The sequence below is a fragment of the Roseateles sp. Mitsp63 genome (assembly GCF_059491535.1).
In genome coordinates, this window is record NZ_CP168509.1 from 2176063 (window position 1) to 2195273 (window position 19211).

Below are 19211 nucleotides of genomic sequence, written 5' to 3' on the forward strand. Positions count from 1 at the left end.
CAAGACCTGTCCCCGAACGGTGCCCGCGGTTCCTGACGGGAAGCGGGAGCGTCGCCACTCGGATCAGCGATCCGGCGGCGGAAACGCCCTGGTCGCGGTGATTGGCGGCCGCGGTGCCGCTCCGAAGAATGCCGGGCTTCCGTGACCTCACGCTTGTCGAGCCTGAAAACGATGATTCGAGTATTCCCGCGTCCGATGTCTCCTCCCGCGCTGGCCGGCTTCGTGCTGTGTGTCGCGGGCACATGGGCCTGGGCCGCGCCGGCCGCACCGGCTGCGGACGCCGAGGCCGGCGGCCGACCGGCCGCGCAGGCCGCCCGCGTCGTGAAGCGCCCCGCGCCGCGGCTTCGCATCGAGGGCGTGACCGTGGCCGATGCCGGGGCGCTGACCCGCGCGGGCCAGGCGGCGCTCGATCAGGACGCCGGTCCCGGCGCGATCGAGGCGGTCGCGCGCGCGATCGAGGCCCAGGTGCGCCAGGCGGGGCGCCCGTTCGCGCGGGCCTACCTGCCCGCGGGCGGCGCGATGGACGGCATCGTGCGCGTGGTCGTCGTCGAGGGCCGCTATGGGCGGGTGGACCTGCGCGGCGGCGCGGCCGGCGACGCGGCGGAGTGGTTCGACGCCCTCCAGCCCGGGCGCCCGATCGGCGACGAGCTGGCGCGGCAGGTCGACGCCGTGTCGCGGCTGCCCGGGGTGTCGGTGACGGCGGGCCTGGGGCCGGGCGGCGAGGCGGGCGAGGGCGATGTCGATGTCACGGTGGAGCAGGCGCGGCGCTGGGCGCTGGACCTGCGTGCGGACAACCACGGCAATCCGTACGCGGGACGCTGGCGCGGCAGCGTGGCCGGGCATGTGAACGGGCTGCTGCGCTTTGGCGACCGGCTGAGCGCGAGCGCCGGCGGCAACGACGGCAAGGGCTGGGAGGGCGCGGCCTCGTACCAGATGCCGCTGGGCCGCCGCGGCGCGCGGGCCGCGCTGTCCGCGAGCCGGCATCACTACCAGCTGGGCGGCGAGTTCGAGCGGCTCGGCGCGCAGGGCCAGGTGGAGGCGGGCGGCGTCACCGTCACGGTGCCGCTGGCGGCGCGCGCGCCGGCGCGGCTGACCTGGCAGATCGGCGCGGAGGCGCGGCGCATCACCAACCGGCAGACGGCAGTGGCGCTGTCGGACCGCCGCCGCGCGCTGGCGGTCACGACGGGCCTGCAGACGGTGCTCTTCCCGTCGGCGGGCATGGTGGCCTGGGGCGGCGTGTGGATGGAGATGGGCCATGTGCGGTTGAGGGAGGCCTCGGCCGCGGACTTCGACGCCAGGACGGTGCGCGCCGCCGGCGAGTACCTGGTGCTGTCGGCGGACGCGGCGCTGCTGCGCCAGTGGGACGCCTGGGGACTGCTGCTGCGCGGCAGCGGGCAGGTCTCGGACAAGAACCTCGACGCGTCGAGGAAGTTCTCGATCGGCGGCGCGCGCAGCGTGCGGGCCTGGCCGCTGGGCGAGGCCTCCGGCGACGGCGGCGCGCTGGCGCAGACGGAATTGCGCTACCGGTGGCGGGGGATCGAGCCGTTCGCGTTCGCGGACATCGGCCGGGTGCGCTTCAACCACACGCCGTGGGACACGGGCCCGCGGGCGCAGGCGGCGAGCACGGGCCGGACGCTGGCCGGCGCGGGCCTGGGCCTGCGCTGGCAGCGCGGCCACTGGAGCGCCGAAGGCACGGCGGGATGGCGTCTGGGCTCCGCGGCGCAGCGCGTGTCGACGTCGGATCCAAAGGGCCGGCTGCCGCAGCTGTGGCTCAGCGTGGCCTATTCACTGTGAGGAGCGTGTCATGAGGGCATCGATGAATGCGCTGCGGCGCAGGGCCGCGGCGGGCATGGCCGCGGCGGGATGGCTGACGGTCACCGGACCGGCCATGGCGCAGACCGCGCCGCCGCTGCCCCAGGAGTTCGTGCGCAGGAGCGGCCAGGTGGAACTGAAGGTCGGCGGCACGACGATGACGATCGAGCAGCGCTCGATGGCTGCCAAGCTGGACTGGAAGAGCTTCGACATCGCCCGCGGCCACACGGTGCGGATCAACCAGCCCGGGCCGGACGCGTTCATCGTCAACCGGGTGACCGGCGACGCGGCGAGCACGATCCACGGGTCCTTGATCGCCAATGGCGGGGTGTACGTCGTCAACCCGCACGGGGTCATGTTCGGCAGCACCGCGCGCGTGGATGTCGGCAGCCTGCACGCGTGGGGAGCGCGGCTTTCCGATGCGGAGATGGACGCCGCGGGGGCGCCGCGGCTGCCGGAGCATCCACGATCGCAGGTCGTCCACTCGGGGAGGATCATCGTGAGGGACGGCGGTGTGGCGGCGTTCGTTGCCAAGGACCTGCGGCTCGAATCAGGCAGCCGCATCCACGCCTCGGGCGCCCGGGTGGCACTGCTCGCCTTCGATGCCGCCGGTGACGAGCCCGGCTCCAGCCAGGGCTCGCTGCTCATGGACGAGAACGCGCCCATCCACGCCTTTGGCGGGATGGTGGAGGTGTACGTGCCCGCGGGAAAGGTCAGGCTGGGGCAAGTGCGGACGCATGAGCTCGCGGGCAACCTGCGAGACGTTCCTCTGCCCTCGCGTGTGACGAAGGACTACGACGGCAAGCGCCTGGTGGGCGGTCTGGGGCGCGTGGATGACCTGTCCTTCACCAGCGACAGCACGCTCCGGCTGTCCCTGGCCGCCGGCGATTCCCAACCCGGACGGCAGCAAGGCGAGCCTCGATTGGAATTTCGGGACTGGCTCGGCGAGGTGAGCGCGACTCTCGTGCCCAAGCCCGCGCTCAGCGAGGTGACCATCGAGCCGCCCGGCGACGCCGAGCGCGCGCGGATCGACCTTCCCGTGTTCGACAGGAAGCTGGCCGGCGAGGCCACCTTTGAAGGCGTGGCCGACGGCACGATGACGATCAAGCAGCAGAGCGACCACGCGGTGCTCGACTGGAAGTCGTTCAACATCGCCGAGGACTTCGGGGTGAAGTTCGTGCAGAAGGACGCCGCCTCGACGGTCGTCAATCGCGTCTTCGACACGGAGGGCAGCCAGATCCACGGCAGGCTCGAGGCGAACGGCAAGGTCTTCGTGTTCAACCCGAATGGCGTGCTGCTCGGCCGGACCGCGCGGGTGCAGCTCGGTGGCGGCGGCTTCCTCGGGTTCTCGCTGAGCGACGAACAGGCGACGGATCCGGCGAAAGGGTGGGATCGCCGCCGGCGGCCAGGCGGCCCAGGTGTCGGGCAGGACGATGACCATCCGCCAGACCAGCGACCTCATGCTGCTGGACTGGAAGTCCTTCGAGGTGGGTGAGGGGCACACCGTGCGCTTCGTCCAGCCCGAGCCCCATTGGTGGGCGATCAACCGCGTCGCCGATGCGCGGCCGTTGAAGCTCTGGGGCGGCGTCCAGGCCGATGCGGGCGTGATGTTCCTGTCGCCGGGCGGGGCCGAGATCCATCGCGGTGCGACGGTGACGGCCGGCCGCTTCGTGATGACGACGATGAATGCCAGCGATCAGGACCCGCGCGAGCGCGGCCCCGCGCTCCAGTTGAGCGGCCACAGGTCCATGCTGCTCAATCACCGGGGAACGATCCGGGTCGGGGACAAGGGGGTGGTGACCCTGGCATCCTCCGGTGTCCTGCATGTGGAGGGATCGATCGAAGCCCCTTCCGGGGATATCCATCTCGCCAACGCCACGCAGGTGGGCATCGACCGCGAGGGCCGGATCACGACGATCGCAGGCGAGAGCAGTCTGCTCTTTCACGATGCAGGCGCGAGGTCTGCCGCCGTCGATGGCAGGGTCTCGTTCTGGAGCGGCGCTCTCGGCCATCTGGACGGAACGATCGAAGCGGGCGGGACGGGCGAGATCCACCTGAAGGGGATCAGGCCGAAATGGCACTTGCCGGGCGAGATCAAGGCGGGAGCGAAGTTGCGGTTGTCCCGCGTGGTCGACGCGCTGGGCGCGGCCAACAATGACGGCGTGCTCGCGGCATCAACGCTCTCCGGATGGCTGAACGCCGGCGTTGACGTCGAGATCGAGGCACCCGGCGGCATCGACGCGTCCATGTCCGTGCACGCCGATGCCGAGGCGGCAGGAACGCTGACCTTCAGCAGCGCCTCGCTCAAGCTCGGCGAGCTTCGGGTGCCGAAGCTCGTCATCAACACGCCGCTGGCGCTGGGCTTCGACGCGCAGGACAAGCCCTTCGATGGCGGGACGGCGGCCACCGTGAGGAACAGGACGTTCGGGAACATCGAGCTGCTGCCCGGCAGCGGCCTCGAGTTCCTCGACAGCTACGCCTTCGACAGCCCGGAGGCCGGGGAGCGGCAGGTCTCGCCGGTCGTGTTCCTCAAGGGACACCATGGCGACGACAGGCTGGAGCTGCTCACCGAGGCGCCGGACCCGCTTGAGCAGCAGCGGCGCTGGGCGCGGATCCTGCCCGTCGAGTCCGTGCCTGAGCCTGAGCCTGAGCCTCAACCTCAACCTCAACCTCAACCTGAGCTCGTGCCGATGCCCGAATCCGGATCGGCGCCCGCGCCTGAGCTGGTCCCCGAAGCGACGCCTGCGCCAGAGCCGATGAAGCCGGAGCGCCCGGTCGAGCCGGCGCGCCGGCCCGGGATCGAGCCTCAGATGCGGCCGAACATCCGGCCGGCCATCGAGCCGGCCATCGAGCCGGCCCGGCGCCCGGTCACGGTCATCGCCGAACCGGTGAAGCCGCGCGTGCGCCCCTCCGGGACTGCTGCCGGCGAGCTGCTTGCCTGCGAGGGCAAGCGCGGGACGGCGCCGCATGACAGCTGCGACCGCTCGCCGATGCCGGCGCCCGCGGTCGAGCGCCCCGCGCTGTCCGATCGGGGCCTGCGTCTGCCGGCGGATCCGCCGCGTCCGCCGCGCTGATCGTCAGTCCGCCGGCGCGATCGGGATCGCCCGGCGGGCCTCCCGCCTCGGCGCGGGCGTCGACAGGCTGCGCGCCCGCAGCTGACCGCAGCCGCCGTCAACGTCCTGGCCGGCGGAGTCGCGCAGCTTGGTCAGCACGCCGCGCTCATGCAGCCGGCGCGCGATGTCGCGGGCCTTGTCCCAGGCCGGGCGCACGAACGGCAGCTCCGGCACGCTGTTGTAGGGAATCATGTTCAGCACGCCGTACTTGCCCTTGAGCAGCGCGACGATGCCGTCCATCTCGTCCTCGCCGTCGTTGACGCCCTCGATCAGCGTCCACTGGTACTGGATCGGATAACCGGTCGAGCGCGCGTAGCGTTCACCGAAGTCGACGAGTTCGCGCGGCGTCAGGCGCGGCGCGCGCGGCAGCAGCTCGCGCCGCAGTTCAGGCTTGGTGGTGTGCAGCGACAGCGCCAGCGCCGGCTTGACCGGACCCTCGCCCAGGCGCTCGAACGCGCGGGGATCGCCGACCGTGGAGAACACCAGGTTCTTGTGACCGATGTTGCCCTCGGTGCCCAGCAGCGCGATCGCCTCCAGCACCGCGTCCAGGTTGTGCGACGGCTCGCCCATGCCCATGAACACCACCTTCTTGACCGCGCGCTCGCGCCGCGCCAGCGCCACCTGCGCGACGATCTCGGCGCTGGTGACCTGGCGCAGCAGGCCGTCCTTGCCGGTCATGCAGAAGCGGCAGCCCACCGCGCAGCCGACCTGGCTGGACACGCACAGCCCGTCGCGGGGCAGCAGCACGCTCTCGACGGTCTGGCCGTCGGTCAGCCGCACCAGCAGCCGCGCGGAGCCGTCCTCGCCCGGATGGCGCTCGGCCAGCGTCGCCAGGCCGTGCAGCTCGTCCATCAGCGCCGGCAGCGCGTCGCGCACCGCCAGCGGCAGGTAATGCTCCAGCTTGCGCTTGCCCTCGGTCAGCGGCCGGGCCTGGATCCAGTGCCGCAGCACGCGTCCCACGTGGGCGTCGTTGGCGCCGAGCGCGCGCAGGCGGCGCTGGAGGTCGGAGAGGGCGATCACGGCGGTGGCGGCGGGCACGGATGGGGAAGGGCGGATTTTCGCCGAACGCGCTCCCTACAATCGCGCCCCATGACTTCCTTTCCGATCGGCCCCGCGGGGATGCGGCCGCGCTGCTTCGCGCTGGTGCCCGCCGCGGGCGTCGGCAGCCGCTCCGGCGCCGGCCAGCCCAAGCAGTACGTGCCGCTCGCCGGCCAGGCGCTGATCGCGCACACGCTCGCGGCGCTGGCCGCCGTCCCTCGCATCGAGGCCACGCTGGTGGTGCTCTCGCCGGGTGACGGCCAGTTCGAATCCGCCGTCCCCGGCTTCGCCGGCGAGCGCGGCTGGATCGCGCGCTCCGGCGGCGCGACGCGCGCCGACTCGGTCGCCGCCGGCCTGCGGGCGCTGCGCGAGCAAGGCGTGCAGCCGCACGACTGGGTGCTCGTGCATGACGCCGCGCGCTGCCTGGTGCGGCCCGAATGGATCGAGGCGCTGATCGACGCCTGCATGGATGACGAGGTGGGCGGCCTGCTCGCGCTGCCGGTGGCCGACACGCTCAAGGACGCCGCCGGCGGCGAGGACGGCGCGGCGCGCGTCGCCGCCACCGTCGACCGCCGCGGCAAGTGGGCCGCGCAGACGCCGCAGATGTTCCGGCTGGGCCTGCTCGCGCCGGCGCTGGCCGGTCCGCTGGAGGGCATCACCGACGAGGCCAGCGCCGTCGAGGCGCTTGGCCATGCGCCGCGGCTGGTCGAGGCTTCCATGGAAAACTTCAAGGTCACCTATCCCGCCGACTTCGCGTTGGCTGAACGCCTGCTGAGGAGCCGCGCATGACCATCGAATCCGACGACGACATCCAGGGCCTGAAGGCGGTCGGCGAGGCCGTCGCCACCGTGCTGCGCCGCATGCTGGACGCGATCCGGCCCGGCATGACCACGCGCGAGCTCGACGACATGGGGGCGCGCTGGCTCGAGGAATTCGGCGCGCGCTCCGCGCCGCGCGTGATGTACGACTTCCCCGGCGCCACCTGCATCAGCATCAACGAGCAGGCCGCCCACGGCATCCCCGGCGACCGCGTGATCAAGAAGGGCGACATCGTCAACGTCGATGTGTCGGCCGAGATGAACGGCTACTTCGGCGACACCGGCGGCACGCGCATCGTGCCGCCGACCACGCCGACGAAGACGCAGCTGGTCTTCGCCGCGCAGTACGCGCTGGAACAGGCGATGAAGGAAGTGAAGACCGGCGCGCGGCTGAACCGGATCGGCCACGCGATCGAGCGCGTGGCCAAGGCGCACAAGTTCAAGATCATCGAGAACCTGTGCAGCCATGGGGTGGGGCGCTCGCTGCACGAGGAGCCCAAGACCATCCCCGGCTACTACGACCCCAGCGACACGCGGATCCTGGAGGAGGGCATGGTGATCACCATCGAGCCTTTCCTGTCGACCAAGAGCCGCTGGGTCGACGAGGAGGCCGACGGCTGGACCCTGTCCGGCGTGAAGGGCAATCTCTCGGCGCAGTTCGAGCACACGATGATCGTCACCCGCAACGGACCGATCGTCGTGACGAACGCGCTGCCGCACTGACCGTTCCCCCCTTCGTTTTCAGATCGACGATTCCATGGCATTGAACTTCCGCATCGGCGAGGGCTGGGACACCCACCAGCTCGTCACCGGCCGCCCGCTGATCCTGGGCGGCATCACGATCCCGCACACGCATGGCCTGCTGGGGCATTCGGACGCGGATGCGCTCGCGCATGCGATCACGGACGCGCTGCTGGGCGCCGCGGCGCTGGGCGACATCGGCAAGCTGTTCCCCGACACGGCGGCCGAGTTCAAGGGCGCCGATTCGATGGTGCTGCTGGCCGAGGCCTATCGGCGCGTGAAGGCGCTGGGATGGGTGATCGGCAACGTGGACAGCACGATCGTGGCGCAGCAGCCGAAGATGGCGCCGCACATTCCGGCGATGCGGGAGCGCCTGGCGGAGGTGCTCGGCGTCGACGCCGGGCAGATCAACGTGAAGGCCAAGACGGCCGAGAAGATGGGGCCGGTGGGCGAGCTCAAGGCCATCGAGGCGCGCGCGGTCTGCCTGCTGGTTCGGGGCGGCTGATGGGGTTCATCGGCGTCCGCTGCGCAGCATGAACGCCTGCTAAACGCCTTCATCCACCGCCAGGCTTCGCGCAAGAACTCCCTCGCCCCCCGCGAGGGGGGCGAGGGCAGGGGAGAGGGGGTGCTTCGAAGGGCAGCAGCGCTGTGGCACGAGCCCCCTCTCCCCTCCCTCTCCCCGTTGGGGCGAGGGGGTAATACCGACCCTCGCCCGCTTGCGGGAGAGGGCAGGGGTGAGGGCCGGCGGCGGGTGTGGCCTCGGCGTCCTGACATGACTCGATCGGAATGGCGCTCTCGCGCCGCTGAGACCGCAGGGCCACCGCCCCGTCTCAGACGCTTGCGCGCTTGAGTCTGAGCTGCGCGACGAAGCCGCTGTCGTCCGCATTGGCCAGCCGCAACTGCGCGCCCAGCCGCTGCACCGACTTCTCCACGATCGCCAGACCCAGCCCCGCGCCCGTGGCCGCGGTCCGCGCCGTGTCGCCGCGATAGAACGGCGTCGTCAGCTTCGCGAGCTTGTCCGGCGGCACGCCCGGACCATGGTCCCGCACCGTCAGCAGCACCCAGGCGCTGTCGGCCTCCGCCGTGACGTCGACGCGCGTGGGCTCGTCGTCGTGATGCCCGTAGCGGCGCGCGTTCTCGAACAGGTTCAGCAGGATCCGCCCCAGCTCGGTCGGATCGGTCCAGATGCGCAGCGCCGCCGACAGCCGCACGCTGATCTGGATCTGCTGCGGATCGCGGAAGCCCTGCGCCTCGCGCTCCACCAGCTCGCGCAGGTTCAGCGCCTGCAGCTGCAGCTCGCTGGGCCGCGCGTAGTCCATGAACTTGTTGATGATCGCGTCGAGCTGGTCGATGTCCTGCGCGATGTAGGTCCGCGCCTGCTCGTCGTTGACGCTCATCTCGGCCTCCAGCCGCAGCCGCGCCAGCGGCGTGCGCAGGTCGTGCGAGATGCCCGCCAGCATCACGCTGCGGTCCTCTTCCATCTTGGCCAGTTCGCGCGCCATCCGGTTGAAGCCCATGTTGACCTCGCGGATCTCGCTGGTCAGCGTGCTTTCGTCCAGGCGCGAGTCGTACTCGCCCTCGCGGATGCGGCTGGCGGCGATCGACAGCTCGCGCAGCGGCTGGTTGATCAGCCGCGCGATCGCGGCCGCGCCCAGCAGCGACGCGCCCAGCGCGATCGCGATCCACCACCAGTTGCTCGTGAAGTTGGCCTGCAGCGGCGCCGGATTGGTCTGCAGCCAGAACTGGTCCGGCCCGACGTCGAAGCGCACCCACAGCCCCGGCACGCCGTTCAGGCCGCTGGCCAGCACCGTCTGCGGCCCCAGCCGCGACACCAGCTCCTTGCGCAGCCGCTGCGCGAAGGGCGAGTTCTCGTAGGGCAGCCAGCGATCGGTGGCCTCGGCCACCTCGACCGACACCGCCTCGCTGCGCGCCAGCGACTTGACGACGGCGACGCGGTTGATCGCGTCGGTGCTGGACAGCGCCACGCGCGACAGGTTCACCAGGCCGGCCAGCTGCTGCGCCGCCTCGAGCGCCTTGGGCTCGGCCTCCAGGGCCTTGAAGGTCTGCTGCCAGGCCAGCACGCCCGCGGCCAGCAGCAGCGCCAGCAGCGCGAAGGTGCGCCAGAACAGGTTCAGCGCCAGACGCGGCGGAGTCACGGGATCAGGCCGCCTCGTCCGGGACGAAGACATAGCCCACGCCCCACACCGTCTGGATGAAGCGCGGCTGGGCCGGATCCTCTTCCAGCAGCTTGCGCAGGCGCGAGACCTGCACGTCCAGGCTGCGGTCGAAGGGCTCGAACTCGCGGCCGCGGGCCAGCATCGCCAGCTTGTCGCGCGACAGCGGCTGGCGCGGGTGCCGCACCAGGGCCTTCAGCATCGAGAACTCGCCGGTGGTCAGCGGCACCGGCTCGCCGTTCTTGGCCAGGCGGCGCAGCGCCAGGTCGAACTCGAACGGGCCGAACTGGACCGTCATCGGTTCCTTGGACGGCGCGCCCGGCGCTTCCGGCGGCGGGCGGCGGCGCAGCACCGCGTTGATGCGGGCCAGCAGCTCGCGGGGATTGAACGGCTTGGCCAGGTAGTCGTCGGCGCCCACCTCCAGGCCGACGATCCGGTCCACTTCCTCGACCTTGGCGGTCAGCATGATGATCGGCGTGTTGTCGCCCGCGGCGCGCAGCCGCCGGCAGATCGACAGGCCGTCCTCGCCCGGCAGCATCAGGTCCAGCACGATCAGGTCGACCGTCTCGCGCGTCAGCTGCTTGTTCAGCGCCTTGCTGTCCTCGGCGAGCAGGACCTCGAAGCCTTCCTGGGCCAGGTAGCGGCGCAGCAGGTCGCGGATGCGGGCGTCGTCGTCCACGACCAGGATGCGGTTGGGGCGGGTTGGGCTTTGCATGGCGGCCACTCCTGAATTTGTAACAGCGGCACTGTAAGCGCAGTTTTTCGGCCTGTTTGCGGGATGCAGCAGTCCTTACGGGATGGTTACATCTTTTGTAACAGGACCACGGAACGACAACAAGTGATTAACGAATGGCAAACAAAAGCCTCACGGCGGCTGTCTGCCGGGGGCCGGATCCCAGCCGTTATGCTGGCGCCCTCTCAGGACTTTCCCTTAGGAGCCTCCATGATCCGAACCTCCAAGAAGCTCGCCCGAACCCTGATCGCCGCCGGCGCGGTGGCCATGGTGCCCGCGCTGTCGTACGCCGATCCGGCGCGCACGGACCTGCTGTCGCTGAGCGCCTCGGCCACCACCGAGGTGGCGCGCGACCTGCTGCAGCTGCGCTTCTCGACCACCCGCGAGGGCAAAGACGCGGGCGCGGTCCAGAACGAGCTCAAGCAGGCGCTGGAGGCCGCGCTGGCCGAGGCGCGCAAGGTGGCCAAGCCGGGGCAGGTGGAGCTGCAGGCGGGCAACCTGTCGATGTATCCGCGCTACGGCCAGCCGAAATCGAGTTCGCCCGCCGCGCCGCAGATCACCGGCTGGCAGGGCAGCGTCGAGTTGCTGGTGCAGGGCCGCGACATGGAGGCGATCTCCAAGCTGAGCGGCCGCATCCAGACGCTCTCCATCGCCAACGTCAGCTACGGCCTGTCGCGCGAGGCGCGCGAGAAGGCCGAGGGCGACGTGGTGGCCCAGGCGATCGCGGGCTACAAGGCCAAGGCGGCCGTGTACGCGCAGCAGTTCGGCTATGCCGGCTACCGGATCGGCGAGGTCAGCGTGAACGCCGACCAGCCAATGCCGATGATGGCCGCGGCGCCGCGCTTCAAGGCGATGTCCGCGAGCGCCGACGAGGCCTTGCCGGTGGAGTCCGGCAAGGCGACCGTGACGGTCAACGTCAGCGGCAACGTCGTGATGACGCGCTGATCACTGCGCGGTCCAGCCGCCGTCCATCGCCCAGGCCTGGCCGCGGACGTTGACGGCGGCGTCCGAGCACAGGAACACCGCCAGCGCGCCGAGCTCCTCGGGCGTCGTGAACTGCAGCGAGGGCTGCTTCTCGGCGAGCAGCTGGCGTTTGGCCTCGGCGGGGTCGAGCTTCTCGTTGGCGGCCCGGGTGTCGATCTGCTTCTGCACCAGCGGCGTCAGCACCCAGCCGGGGCAGATCGCGTTGACGGTCACCGGGACGGTGGCCGTCTCCAGCGCCGCCGCCTTGGTCAGGCCGACCAGGCCGTGCTTGGCCGCCACGTAGGCCGACTTGCCGGCCGAGGCCACCAGCCCATGCGTCGAGGCGATGTTGATGACGCGGCCCCAGTTCTTCTTCTTCATGCCGGGCAGGGCCAGGCGCATGGTGTGGAAGGCGGAGCTGAGGTTGATGGCGATGATGGCGTCCCAGCGGTCCGCGGGGAACTCGTCGACATTGGCCACGAACTGGATGCCGGCGTTGTTCACGAGAATGTCGCAGCCGCCGAAGTCCTGGTCGATGTAGGCCATCATGGCCTCGATCTCGGCGGGCTTGCTCATGTCGGCGCCGTGGTAGCCGACCTTCACGCCCTTGGCCTGGACCTCGGCCTGGGGCCCCTCGTGGTCGCCGAAGCCGTTGAGCACGATGTTCGCGCCCTGCTCGGCGAGGGTCAGGGCGATGCCCAAACCGATGCCGCTGGTCGAGCCGGTGACCAGGGCCGTCTTTCCTTTCAACATGCCGCGTCCTCTTCAGGGTTGTTAGGATGGGTGCAAAGGATACGAGCGATGTCTGAACCCTTGTTGAAAAAAGTCCAGGCGCTGAGCCCATGCGGCTTGCACCGGGTCGCGTATTGGGAGTGGGGGCAGTCCGACAACCCGCGGGTGCTGGTGTGCGTGCACGGGCTGTCGCGGCAGGGCCGCGACTTCGACGTGCTGGCGCGCCGGCTGAGCGGCCGCTACCGGGTGATCTGCCCGGACGTGGTCGGCCGCGGCGAATCGGACTGGCTGGGCGATCCGCGCAACTACCAGCTGCCGCAGTACGTCTCGGACATGGTCACGCTGCTGGCGCGCACCGGCGCGGCGCAGGTGGACTGGCTCGGGACCTCGATGGGCGGGCTGATCGGCCTGGCGCTGGCGGCGATGCCGTTCAGTCCGATCCAGCGGCTGATCCTCAACGACGTGGGACCGACGATCGAGTTCGTCGCGCTGCAGCGCATCGCGGGCTACCTGGGCCGCGCGCCGCAGTTCGAGAACTGCCAGCAGGGGGCGGACTACCTGCGCGGCATCTCGGAGGGCTTCGGCCCGCACACGGACGAGCAGTGGCTGGCGCTGTCGCGGGCGATGTTCAAGCCGGACGGCGACCGCTGCCGGCTGCATTACGACCCGCGCATCGGCCAGGGCCTGGCCGGTCTGACGCCCGAGCTGGCCAAGGCCGGCGAGGCGCAGCTCTGGGCGGCCTACGACGCGGTGCGCTGCCCGACGCTGCTGCTGCGCGGCGGCGAGTCGGACCTGCTCACGCGGGCCACCGCCGAGCAGATGACGCAGCGCGGCCCGCGCGCCGAGCTGCATGAGTTCCCAGGAGTCGGCCACGCGCCGACGCTGGTGCAGGAGAACCAGATCCAGGTGGTGGAGCAATTCCTCGACCGCGGATGAGGTCCCGGCGGCCGCTCGCGCCGCGTGGACACGGATGAACGACGAATGAAGACGGAATTGGGGCTGCGGCAGGACCAGGCGGCGCCCATCGTGGCCCTGCTGGACGGGGACCTGCCCAGCCGGCTGCCGATGGCGCAGCCACGTGCCGCCCAGGCGGCGGACCCGGTGCATCGCGCGCGTGCCTTCGCGGAGCCGCTGCTGGCCGGGCACTTGCTTGGCACGGGCGAGCCCGCGCTCGATCACGCGGATGGCGTGGCGGCGATCCTGGCCGGTGTCGGCGCGGCGCCGTCGATGCAGGCGGCGTCCTACCTGGTGTATGCCGGGGACTACCTGAACAAGCCCGAGGAGATCGTCGCCAAGGCCTTCGGCGAGAGCGACGCGAGCCTGGTCGCGCACACGCGGCGCCTGGTGCAGATCCAGCGCGCGGCGCGCGAGGCGCGGGTCGAGGAGCAGCGCCGGCAGGAGCAGACCGAGCTGGTGCGCAAGATGCTGCTGGCGTTCTCGCGCGACCTGCGCGTGGTGCTGCTGCGGCTGGCGTCGCGGCTGCAGTCGCTGCGCTGGTTCGCGGCGACCAAGACGCCCTGTCCGCGCGAGCTGGCGGCGGAATCGCTGCAGGTGTTCGCGCCGCTGGCCAACCGGCTCGGCATCTGGCAGATCAAGTGGGAGCTCGAGGACCTGGCCTTCCGCTTCCTGGAGCCGGAGCAGTACCACCAGCTCGCCAAGGGCCTGCATGAGAAGCGCGTCGAGCGCGAGCAGTCGGTCGAGGCGGTGCGGGTGGCGCTGGAACGCGAGCTCCAGTCGCTGGGCATCGAGGCGCAGGTGCAGGGACGGCCGAAGCACCTGTACAGCATCTGGAAGAAGATGCGCGGCAAGGGCCTGGCGCTGGAGCGCGTCTTCGACCTGCGCGCGATGCGCGTGATCGTGCCCGAGGTGGCCGACTGCTACGCGGTGCTGGCGCGGCTGCACGAGCTCTACAAGCCGGTGGATGGCGAGTTCGACGACTACATCGCGCGGCCCAAGGCCAACGGCTATCAATCGCTGCACACGGTGGTGATCGCGGCGGACGGCCGGCCGATGGAGGTGCAGATCCGCACGCGCTCGATGCACGAGCACGCCGAGCATGGCGTGGCGGCGCACTGGGCCTACAAGGAGGCGGGCACCAAGGGCTACGCCGGCGTGACAGCGGCGGGCGAGTTCGAGGAGCAGGTCGCGCAGGCGCGCAAGGCGGTGCTGCGGCAACTGCTGGCGTGGGAGCGGGACTATGTCGCCGAGACCGGCCCGGCCTTCGACGACCGCATCTATGTCTTCACGCCGCAGGCCAACGTGGTCGAGCTGTGCGCGGGGGCGACGGCGGTGGATTTCGCCTATGCGGTGCATACCGATCTGGGGCATCGCTGCCGCGGGGCGAAGGTCGACGGCCAGATGGTGCCGCTGAACACGCCGCTGCAGAGCGGGCAGACGGTGGAGATCGTCGCGCTGAAGGAGGGCGGTCCGTCGCTGGACTGGCTCAACGCGGAGCTGGGCTACCTGCAGAGCCCGCGCAGCAAGGCGAAGGTGCGGGCCTGGTTCAACGCGCAGGTGCAGTCGCACACGATCGCCAAGGGACGCGAGCTCGTCGAGAAGCTGCTGCAGCGCGAGGGCAGGACGGCGATCAAGCTGGAGGATCTGGCGGCGCGGCTGGGCTTCAAGAACGCGGACGCGCTGTTCGAGGTGGTGGGCAAGGACGAGTACTCGCTGCGCAACATCGAGACGCTGCTGCGACCGCCGGTGCCGGAAGCCAACGAGGAAGAACTGCTCGTCCAGAAGCACACGAAGGGCGAGGTCGGGGAAGGGCGCACGCCCAAGGGCGGGGTGCTGGTGGTGGGCGTGGACTCGCTGCTGACCAGCCTGGCGCGCTGCTGCCGGCCGGCGCCGCCCGATGCGATCACGGGTTACGTGACGCGGGGCAAGGGCGTGGCGATCCATCGCAGCGACTGCGCGAACCTGCGGCAGATGGCGCAGTCGGCGCCGGAGCGGGTGATCGCGGTGGCGTGGGGCGAGCCGGCGCCCGACCGGGCCGGCAAGGGCGCGATGTACCCGGTGGACCTGGTGGTCGAGGCGACGGACCGGCCGGGGCTGTTGCGGGACGTGCTGGAGCTGTTCGCGAAGGACAAGCTCAACGTGGTGTCAGTGAACCAGCAGAGCGGCAAGGGCAAGCCGGCGCGCAGCGACCTGTCGCGGATGAGCTTCACGGTGGAGGTGAGCGACGCGCAGCGGCTGCAGCAGACGCTAGTGGCGGTGTCGCAGGTGTCGGGCGTGAGGAGCGCGCGGCGGCGGTGATGCGGGAGCGGTCGCCGGTTCGGTGGCATGACGCGGGATCGCATGGAGGAGTGGATGCTGGTGCGTTTATCGCTCTTTTTCTTGCGGATTCATCGACTGGACGCGGAATCCGGCATATACTGCGAGGCTCTTCAGGCGCGTAGCTCAGTTGGTTAGAGCACCACCTTGACATGGTGGGGGTCGTTGGTTCGAATCCAATCGCGCCTACCAGAATTGGTAGGCAGGTCCTTCGGGACACACCTCAGAAGATCGCCCGGTGACGGGCGATTTGTTTTCCGGACCAGTGGATTGACCACCATTGGCCGCGTATTTCAGGCGCGTAGCTCAGTTGGTTAGAGCACCACCTTGACATGGTGGGGGTCGTTGGTTCGAATCCAATCGCGCCTACCAAAAGCACACCCCGATAAGCTGAAAGGCTTATCGGGGTTTTTGTTTTGGCGTTGGACACTCTTCTCTACTCAGGGTTCAGTGGACCAAAGGCTCTCAACAAGACTTTGATCAATCACTAAAAATTTTTCCGACGCGCGGTCACCCACGGGGTTCGAACCAATGGTAAAACTTGACAGTTGAACTCTGCAAGTTGTCGTCTCGGACAACTTCAATCATCCTGAGAAATCACGGGAGTGAACTTTGGACATTGAGACCACCAGCGCAATTCGTCTGTTCTTTCCCAACCCGTCAATCGTCTTGGTCTATTTCGAGGCGATTGCCAATGCGTTGGATGCAGGGGCGACCGAAATAGAGATTGAGATCTCAATTGATTCTTTCAGCGCTCCTGAGACACTGAATATTGCGATCAGCGATAACGGCGCTGGATTCAATGAAGAGAATTTCGGGCGCTTTCGAACCCTGTTGAAACCCAAGGATCGGTTCCACAAGGGCGTTGGACGCTTGGTCTATCTCAATTACTTCGAAAATGTCGAGGTGATCAGCGAATGGGGGGATTCTCGCAGGGACTTCGTGTTCAAGGATGGATTCTCTGGAACATCAAATCTTCGTAGGATCGATGCGCCAAGGGATACCGGGCTGACAACGCTCCGATTCTTGAAGTTCTCAAAGGATAAAGTGAAGTCCTATGACGACCTTCGCCCTTCGAGTCTCAAGGACCGGATAATATTCCACTTCCTGCCTTCACTGAATGAACTGCGCTCTCGTCAGGTTCCGTTCAAGATTACTCTGGATCTCAAGACGAGGGAGAGCAATGCGCAGCGGGAGTTCATTTCGAGTCAGGTGCTGATCACCGCTGACGACTTGCCGGAATTTCAGCATATTGAACTCAGGGACGTCAGCCTTGATGCATATGCATCCATCGACATGCATTACATCATCCGAAAGACTTCGGTGGCGGGTGACCTGATGACAGCAGTGAGCATCGATGGCCGCGCGATTCCGGTCAATCTGCTGGCGTCGTCCGCCGTGCCATTCGGTCACTCGGCAATATTCCTGTTTTCCTCATCGCTTGTCGGCGTCAGTACCGATACATCGCGACAGAAACTGGTGCTGCCGGAGAGTGTTTCGGAATCTGCATTCTATGGTCTGTTGCGTCGGGGTATTGGGAGCGTGCTCGCCAACGAGATCCCCAAGATTGCCGAGACCAATCAGCGGACAAAGAAGGAGTTTGAAGATCGGTTTCCCCATTTGTTTGGATTCTTCGACGAGTCCGTGGTGGGTCTTATCGACAAGGAAGATGCGCTGAATACCGCCCAGCAAAGGTTCTTCGGCGTGCAGAAGGAGATTCTTCAGTGCAGTCATCTCAGTGACGCCGCCTATGCGCGATCACTGGATATCTCCTCCAGGACTTTGACAGAATACATTCTATACCGCGAGAAGATCATCGAAAAGATGAGGAGCATGACCCCTCACAATTCGGAAGAGGAGATACATGGCCTGATCGTTCCGCGATATCGGGAGTTTGACGGCGAGAATATGTCCGACGAGGTCTACAGGAACAACGCGTGGCTGCTTGATGACAGGTTCATGACCTTCCGGACAATTTTGAGCGAGGCGCGCATGGACGCGGTCATCGACGCGATCCTGCTGGAAGGCGAGGCGCCGACCGAGAGCGGCCGGCCCGATATTGCCATGATCTTCTCCGCGGATCCGAAGGACGCCGGACCGGTCGATGTGGTCGTTGTCGAACTGAAGAAGAAGACCGACGATGAAAAAGAAAATCAATATGCGGTGAATCAGCTCCTCGATCGAGCGGACAAGCTGGCTCGCTATTGTCCTAATATTCAGCGCATTTGGTACTATGCGGTGGTCGACGTGAGCCCGTCTTTTGCGAGGAGCCTGCGTCAACAAAAGTGGATTCCACTGTTTTCGAAAGGGAAGACGTATTACCAGGAGTTCATGACCTATCGGGAAGATGAAACGGTCGTGCCGACGCCGATATTCATATTGACCTTTGATGCGGTGGTCGCGGATGCGCAGGCTAGGAACCATACCTTCCTGGAAATACTGAAAGCGGCCATCCGCCGAAATTCAAGCCCGCTGAAGGAAGTGGGCGCGCCAAAGCTCAACTAGAAGGGCATGCCACCTGCGGCTGCGGGCGAGATGGCATGGCTCCTTCGGCTCATGCCAGACGTGACACGCCCTTGAGGGTGTCTTCCGCGCGTCATCACTCCCCGATATCGTCCGCCCTCGCGTGACCCTTTCACGCGCTTCAGGGGCTCGTCACCTTGGAACTTCGCAAACTGGTCGCCCCTCTCCTGGCGACCGCGCTCATCGCCGCGGTGGGCGGCGGCATCTGGTACTCCAACGCGCGTCTCGGCCAGGACAAGTCCGCCGCCGTCGCCGCTCAGCAGCAGCGTGACCAGCAGGTCACCCTGCGCGGGCTGATCGGCTCCGAGAAGGAAGCCTTCTTCAACGACCCCCGCGTCCAGCAGGCGCTCGCCGCGCGCGGCATCACGGTCGCCGTCGAGAAAGCCGGCTCCCGCACCATCGCCACCCGCGTCGACGCCGCGAAGTACGACTTCGGCTTCCCCTCCGGCGCCCCCGCAGGCCAGCAGCTCAAGGCCGCCGCCAAGGCGCCCAACGTCTACACGCCCTTCTACACGCCCATCGTCTTCGCCAGCTGGAAGCCGATCGCCGAGATCCTCGTCGCCAACGGCATCGCGCAGCGCGAGGGCGACTTCTATTACATCGTCGACCTGCAGCGCCTCATGACCCTCGTCGAGCAGGGCACCCGCTGGCGCGACCTCAAGAAGAGCGAGGCCTTCGCCACTGGCAAGGCGGTGCTGGTGAACTCCACCGACGTCCGCACCTCCAACTCCGCGGCGATGTACCTCGCGCTCGCGAGCTACCTCGCCAACCAGCAGCAGATCGTCCAGAGCCAGGACGAGGTCGAGAAGGTGCTTCCCCTCGTCGCGCCGCTGTTCCTGCGCCAGGGCTTCCAGGAACAGAGCTCCGCCGGCCCCTTCGAGGACTACCTCGCGCTGGGCATGGGCAAGGCCCCGCTGCTCGCCGCCTACGAGTCCCAGATGGTCGAGTTCTGGCTGCGCAACCCCGAGCGCCTCAAGGGCGACATGGTCGTCCTCTACCCGCGCCCGACCGTGTATTCCAAGCATGTGCTCGTGCCCTACAACGACAAGGGCGCGCGCCTGGGCGAGGCGCTCGACACCGATCCCAGGCTGCGCGAGCTCGCGCATGAATACGGCTTCCGCACCGGCGGCGACGTCAAGGGCCCCGAGACCTGGGCCAAGCGCGGCGTGCAGGTGCCGCCGGTGCTCGTCGACGTCGTCGACCCGCCCAGCTATGAATGGCTGGAACGCATGATCCAGGGCGTCGAGGCCCGCTTCAAGTGACGCTCGGCCCAAGGCTCCCCAGGCTCCCC

Annotated in this window: 15 protein-coding genes and 2 tRNA genes; 13 read left to right on the forward strand and 4 right to left on the reverse strand. The window is 68.4% G+C overall.

What is annotated here, in order from left to right; all coding sequences use genetic code 11:
* The first annotated feature begins 195 nt into the window (after positions 1–195).
* Genes ACEN96_RS09580 through ACEN96_RS09590 form a run of 3 tightly spaced genes read left to right on the forward strand, consistent with a single transcriptional unit; the run spans position 196 to position 4886 of the window.
* The gene (locus ACEN96_RS09580) at positions 196–1794 is read left to right on the forward strand and encodes a ShlB/FhaC/HecB family hemolysin secretion/activation protein (protein WP_495587792.1); all 1599 of its coding nucleotides are present in this window, start codon (positions 196–198) and stop codon (positions 1792–1794) included.
* A 22-nt stretch (positions 1795–1816) separates the two neighbouring features.
* On the forward strand, positions 1817–3307 hold the full coding sequence (locus ACEN96_RS09585; RefSeq protein WP_495587793.1) for a two-partner secretion domain-containing protein: 1491 nt from the start codon (positions 1817–1819) through the stop codon (positions 3305–3307).
* The gene (locus ACEN96_RS09590; RefSeq protein ID WP_495587794.1) at positions 3246–4886 is read left to right on the forward strand and encodes a two-partner secretion domain-containing protein; all 1641 of its coding nucleotides are present in this window, start codon (positions 3246–3248) and stop codon (positions 4884–4886) included. Before ACEN96_RS09585 ends, ACEN96_RS09590 begins: the two co-directional genes overlap by 62 nt.
* 3 nt (positions 4887–4889) lie before the next feature.
* Here the strand turns inward: ACEN96_RS09590 and ACEN96_RS09595 are convergent, their stop codons facing one another.
* Positions 4890–5942 carry an RNA methyltransferase gene (locus tag ACEN96_RS09595; protein ID WP_495588586.1) on the reverse strand — a complete coding sequence of 351 codons (1053 nt, stop codon included), beginning with the start codon at positions 5940–5942 and terminating at the stop codon, positions 4890–4892.
* A 72-nt stretch (positions 5943–6014) separates the two neighbouring features.
* Here ACEN96_RS09595 and ispD point away from each other — a divergent pair, with 72 nt between their 5' ends.
* Genes ispD through ispF form a run of 3 tightly spaced genes read left to right on the forward strand, consistent with a single transcriptional unit; the run spans position 6015 to position 8027 of the window.
* On the forward strand, positions 6015–6752 hold the full coding sequence (gene ispD, locus ACEN96_RS09600; protein ID WP_495587795.1) for a 2-C-methyl-D-erythritol 4-phosphate cytidylyltransferase: 738 nt from the start codon (positions 6015–6017) through the stop codon (positions 6750–6752).
* A complete protein-coding gene (map, locus tag ACEN96_RS09605) occupies positions 6749–7504 on the forward strand; it encodes a type I methionyl aminopeptidase (RefSeq protein ID WP_495587796.1) in 756 nt (251 codons plus the stop codon). Before ispD ends, map begins: the two co-directional genes overlap by 4 nt.
* A 34-nt stretch (positions 7505–7538) precedes the next feature.
* Positions 7539–8027, forward strand: a complete 489-nt coding sequence (gene ispF, locus ACEN96_RS09610; RefSeq protein WP_495587797.1) for a 2-C-methyl-D-erythritol 2,4-cyclodiphosphate synthase — start codon at positions 7539–7541, stop codon at positions 8025–8027.
* A gap of 325 nt (positions 8028–8352) precedes the next feature.
* Here ispF and ACEN96_RS09615 read toward each other — a convergent pair whose 3' ends face one another.
* On the reverse strand, positions 8353–9678 hold the full coding sequence (locus ACEN96_RS09615; protein ID WP_495587798.1) for an ATP-binding protein: 1326 nt from the start codon (positions 9676–9678) through the stop codon (positions 8353–8355).
* 4 nt (positions 9679–9682) lie between these two features.
* The gene (ompR, locus tag ACEN96_RS09620; RefSeq protein ID WP_279759072.1) at positions 9683–10411 is read right to left on the reverse strand and encodes an osmolarity response regulator transcription factor OmpR; all 729 of its coding nucleotides are present in this window, start codon (positions 10409–10411) and stop codon (positions 9683–9685) included.
* A gap of 228 nt (positions 10412–10639) precedes the next feature.
* Here ompR and ACEN96_RS09625 point away from each other — a divergent pair, with 228 nt between their 5' ends.
* Positions 10640–11374, forward strand: a complete 735-nt coding sequence (locus tag ACEN96_RS09625; protein WP_495587799.1) for an SIMPL domain-containing protein — start codon at positions 10640–10642, stop codon at positions 11372–11374.
* Here ACEN96_RS09625 and ACEN96_RS09630 read toward each other — a convergent pair whose 3' ends face one another.
* Positions 11375–12145: a 3-hydroxybutyrate dehydrogenase gene (locus tag ACEN96_RS09630; RefSeq protein ID WP_495587800.1), complete on the reverse strand. Its 771-nt coding sequence runs from the start codon at positions 12143–12145 to the stop codon at positions 11375–11377. It lies immediately after the preceding gene.
* A 48-nt stretch (positions 12146–12193) separates the two neighbouring features.
* Here ACEN96_RS09630 and ACEN96_RS09635 point away from each other — a divergent pair, with 48 nt between their 5' ends.
* The 6 genes from ACEN96_RS09635 (at position 12194) to ACEN96_RS09660 (ending at position 19182) form a co-directional block, all read left to right on the forward strand.
* Entirely contained in the window at positions 12194–13060 is an 867-nt protein-coding gene (locus ACEN96_RS09635) for an alpha/beta fold hydrolase (protein WP_495587801.1), read from the forward strand.
* Positions 13061–13105: 45 nt separating this feature from the next.
* The gene (locus ACEN96_RS09640; RefSeq protein WP_495587802.1) at positions 13106–15379 is read left to right on the forward strand and encodes a RelA/SpoT family protein; all 2274 of its coding nucleotides are present in this window, start codon (positions 13106–13108) and stop codon (positions 15377–15379) included.
* A gap of 133 nt (positions 15380–15512) precedes the next feature.
* Positions 15513–15589 (forward strand) — tRNA-Val (locus ACEN96_RS09645).
* 103 nt (positions 15590–15692) lie between these two features.
* Positions 15693–15769, forward strand: a tRNA-Val gene (locus ACEN96_RS09650).
* A 240-nt stretch (positions 15770–16009) separates the two neighbouring features.
* Positions 16010–17902: an ATP-binding protein gene (locus tag ACEN96_RS09655; protein WP_495587803.1), complete on the forward strand. Its 1893-nt coding sequence runs from the start codon at positions 16010–16012 to the stop codon at positions 17900–17902.
* A 155-nt stretch (positions 17903–18057) separates the two neighbouring features.
* A complete protein-coding gene (locus ACEN96_RS09660; RefSeq protein ID WP_495587804.1) occupies positions 18058–19182 on the forward strand; it encodes a hypothetical protein in 1125 nt (374 codons plus the stop codon).
* Positions 19183–19211: the final 29 nt, after the last annotated feature.

Coding starts and splice junctions, on each gene's coding strand:
- ACEN96_RS09580 (WP_495587792.1), top strand. CDS start 196: ATGTCTCCTCCCGCGCTGGCCGGCTTCGTGCTGTGTGTCGCGGGCACA.
- ACEN96_RS09585 (WP_495587793.1), top strand. CDS start 1,817: ATGAATGCGCTGCGGCGCAGGGCCGCGGCGGGCATGGCCGCGGCGGGA.
- ACEN96_RS09590 (WP_495587794.1), top strand. CDS start 3,246: ATGACCATCCGCCAGACCAGCGACCTCATGCTGCTGGACTGGAAGTCC.
- ispD (WP_495587795.1), top strand. CDS start 6,015: ATGACTTCCTTTCCGATCGGCCCCGCGGGGATGCGGCCGCGCTGCTTC.
- map (WP_495587796.1), top strand. CDS start 6,749: ATGACCATCGAATCCGACGACGACATCCAGGGCCTGAAGGCGGTCGGC.
- ispF (WP_495587797.1), top strand. CDS start 7,539: ATGGCATTGAACTTCCGCATCGGCGAGGGCTGGGACACCCACCAGCTC.
- ompR (WP_279759072.1), bottom strand. CDS start 10,411: ATGCAAAGCCCAACCCGCCCCAACCGCATCCTGGTCGTGGACGACGAC.
- ACEN96_RS09625 (WP_495587799.1), top strand. CDS start 10,640: ATGATCCGAACCTCCAAGAAGCTCGCCCGAACCCTGATCGCCGCCGGC.
- ACEN96_RS09630 (WP_495587800.1), bottom strand. CDS start 12,145: ATGTTGAAAGGAAAGACGGCCCTGGTCACCGGCTCGACCAGCGGCATC.
- ACEN96_RS09635 (WP_495587801.1), top strand. CDS start 12,194: ATGTCTGAACCCTTGTTGAAAAAAGTCCAGGCGCTGAGCCCATGCGGC.
- ACEN96_RS09640 (WP_495587802.1), top strand. CDS start 13,106: ATGAAGACGGAATTGGGGCTGCGGCAGGACCAGGCGGCGCCCATCGTG.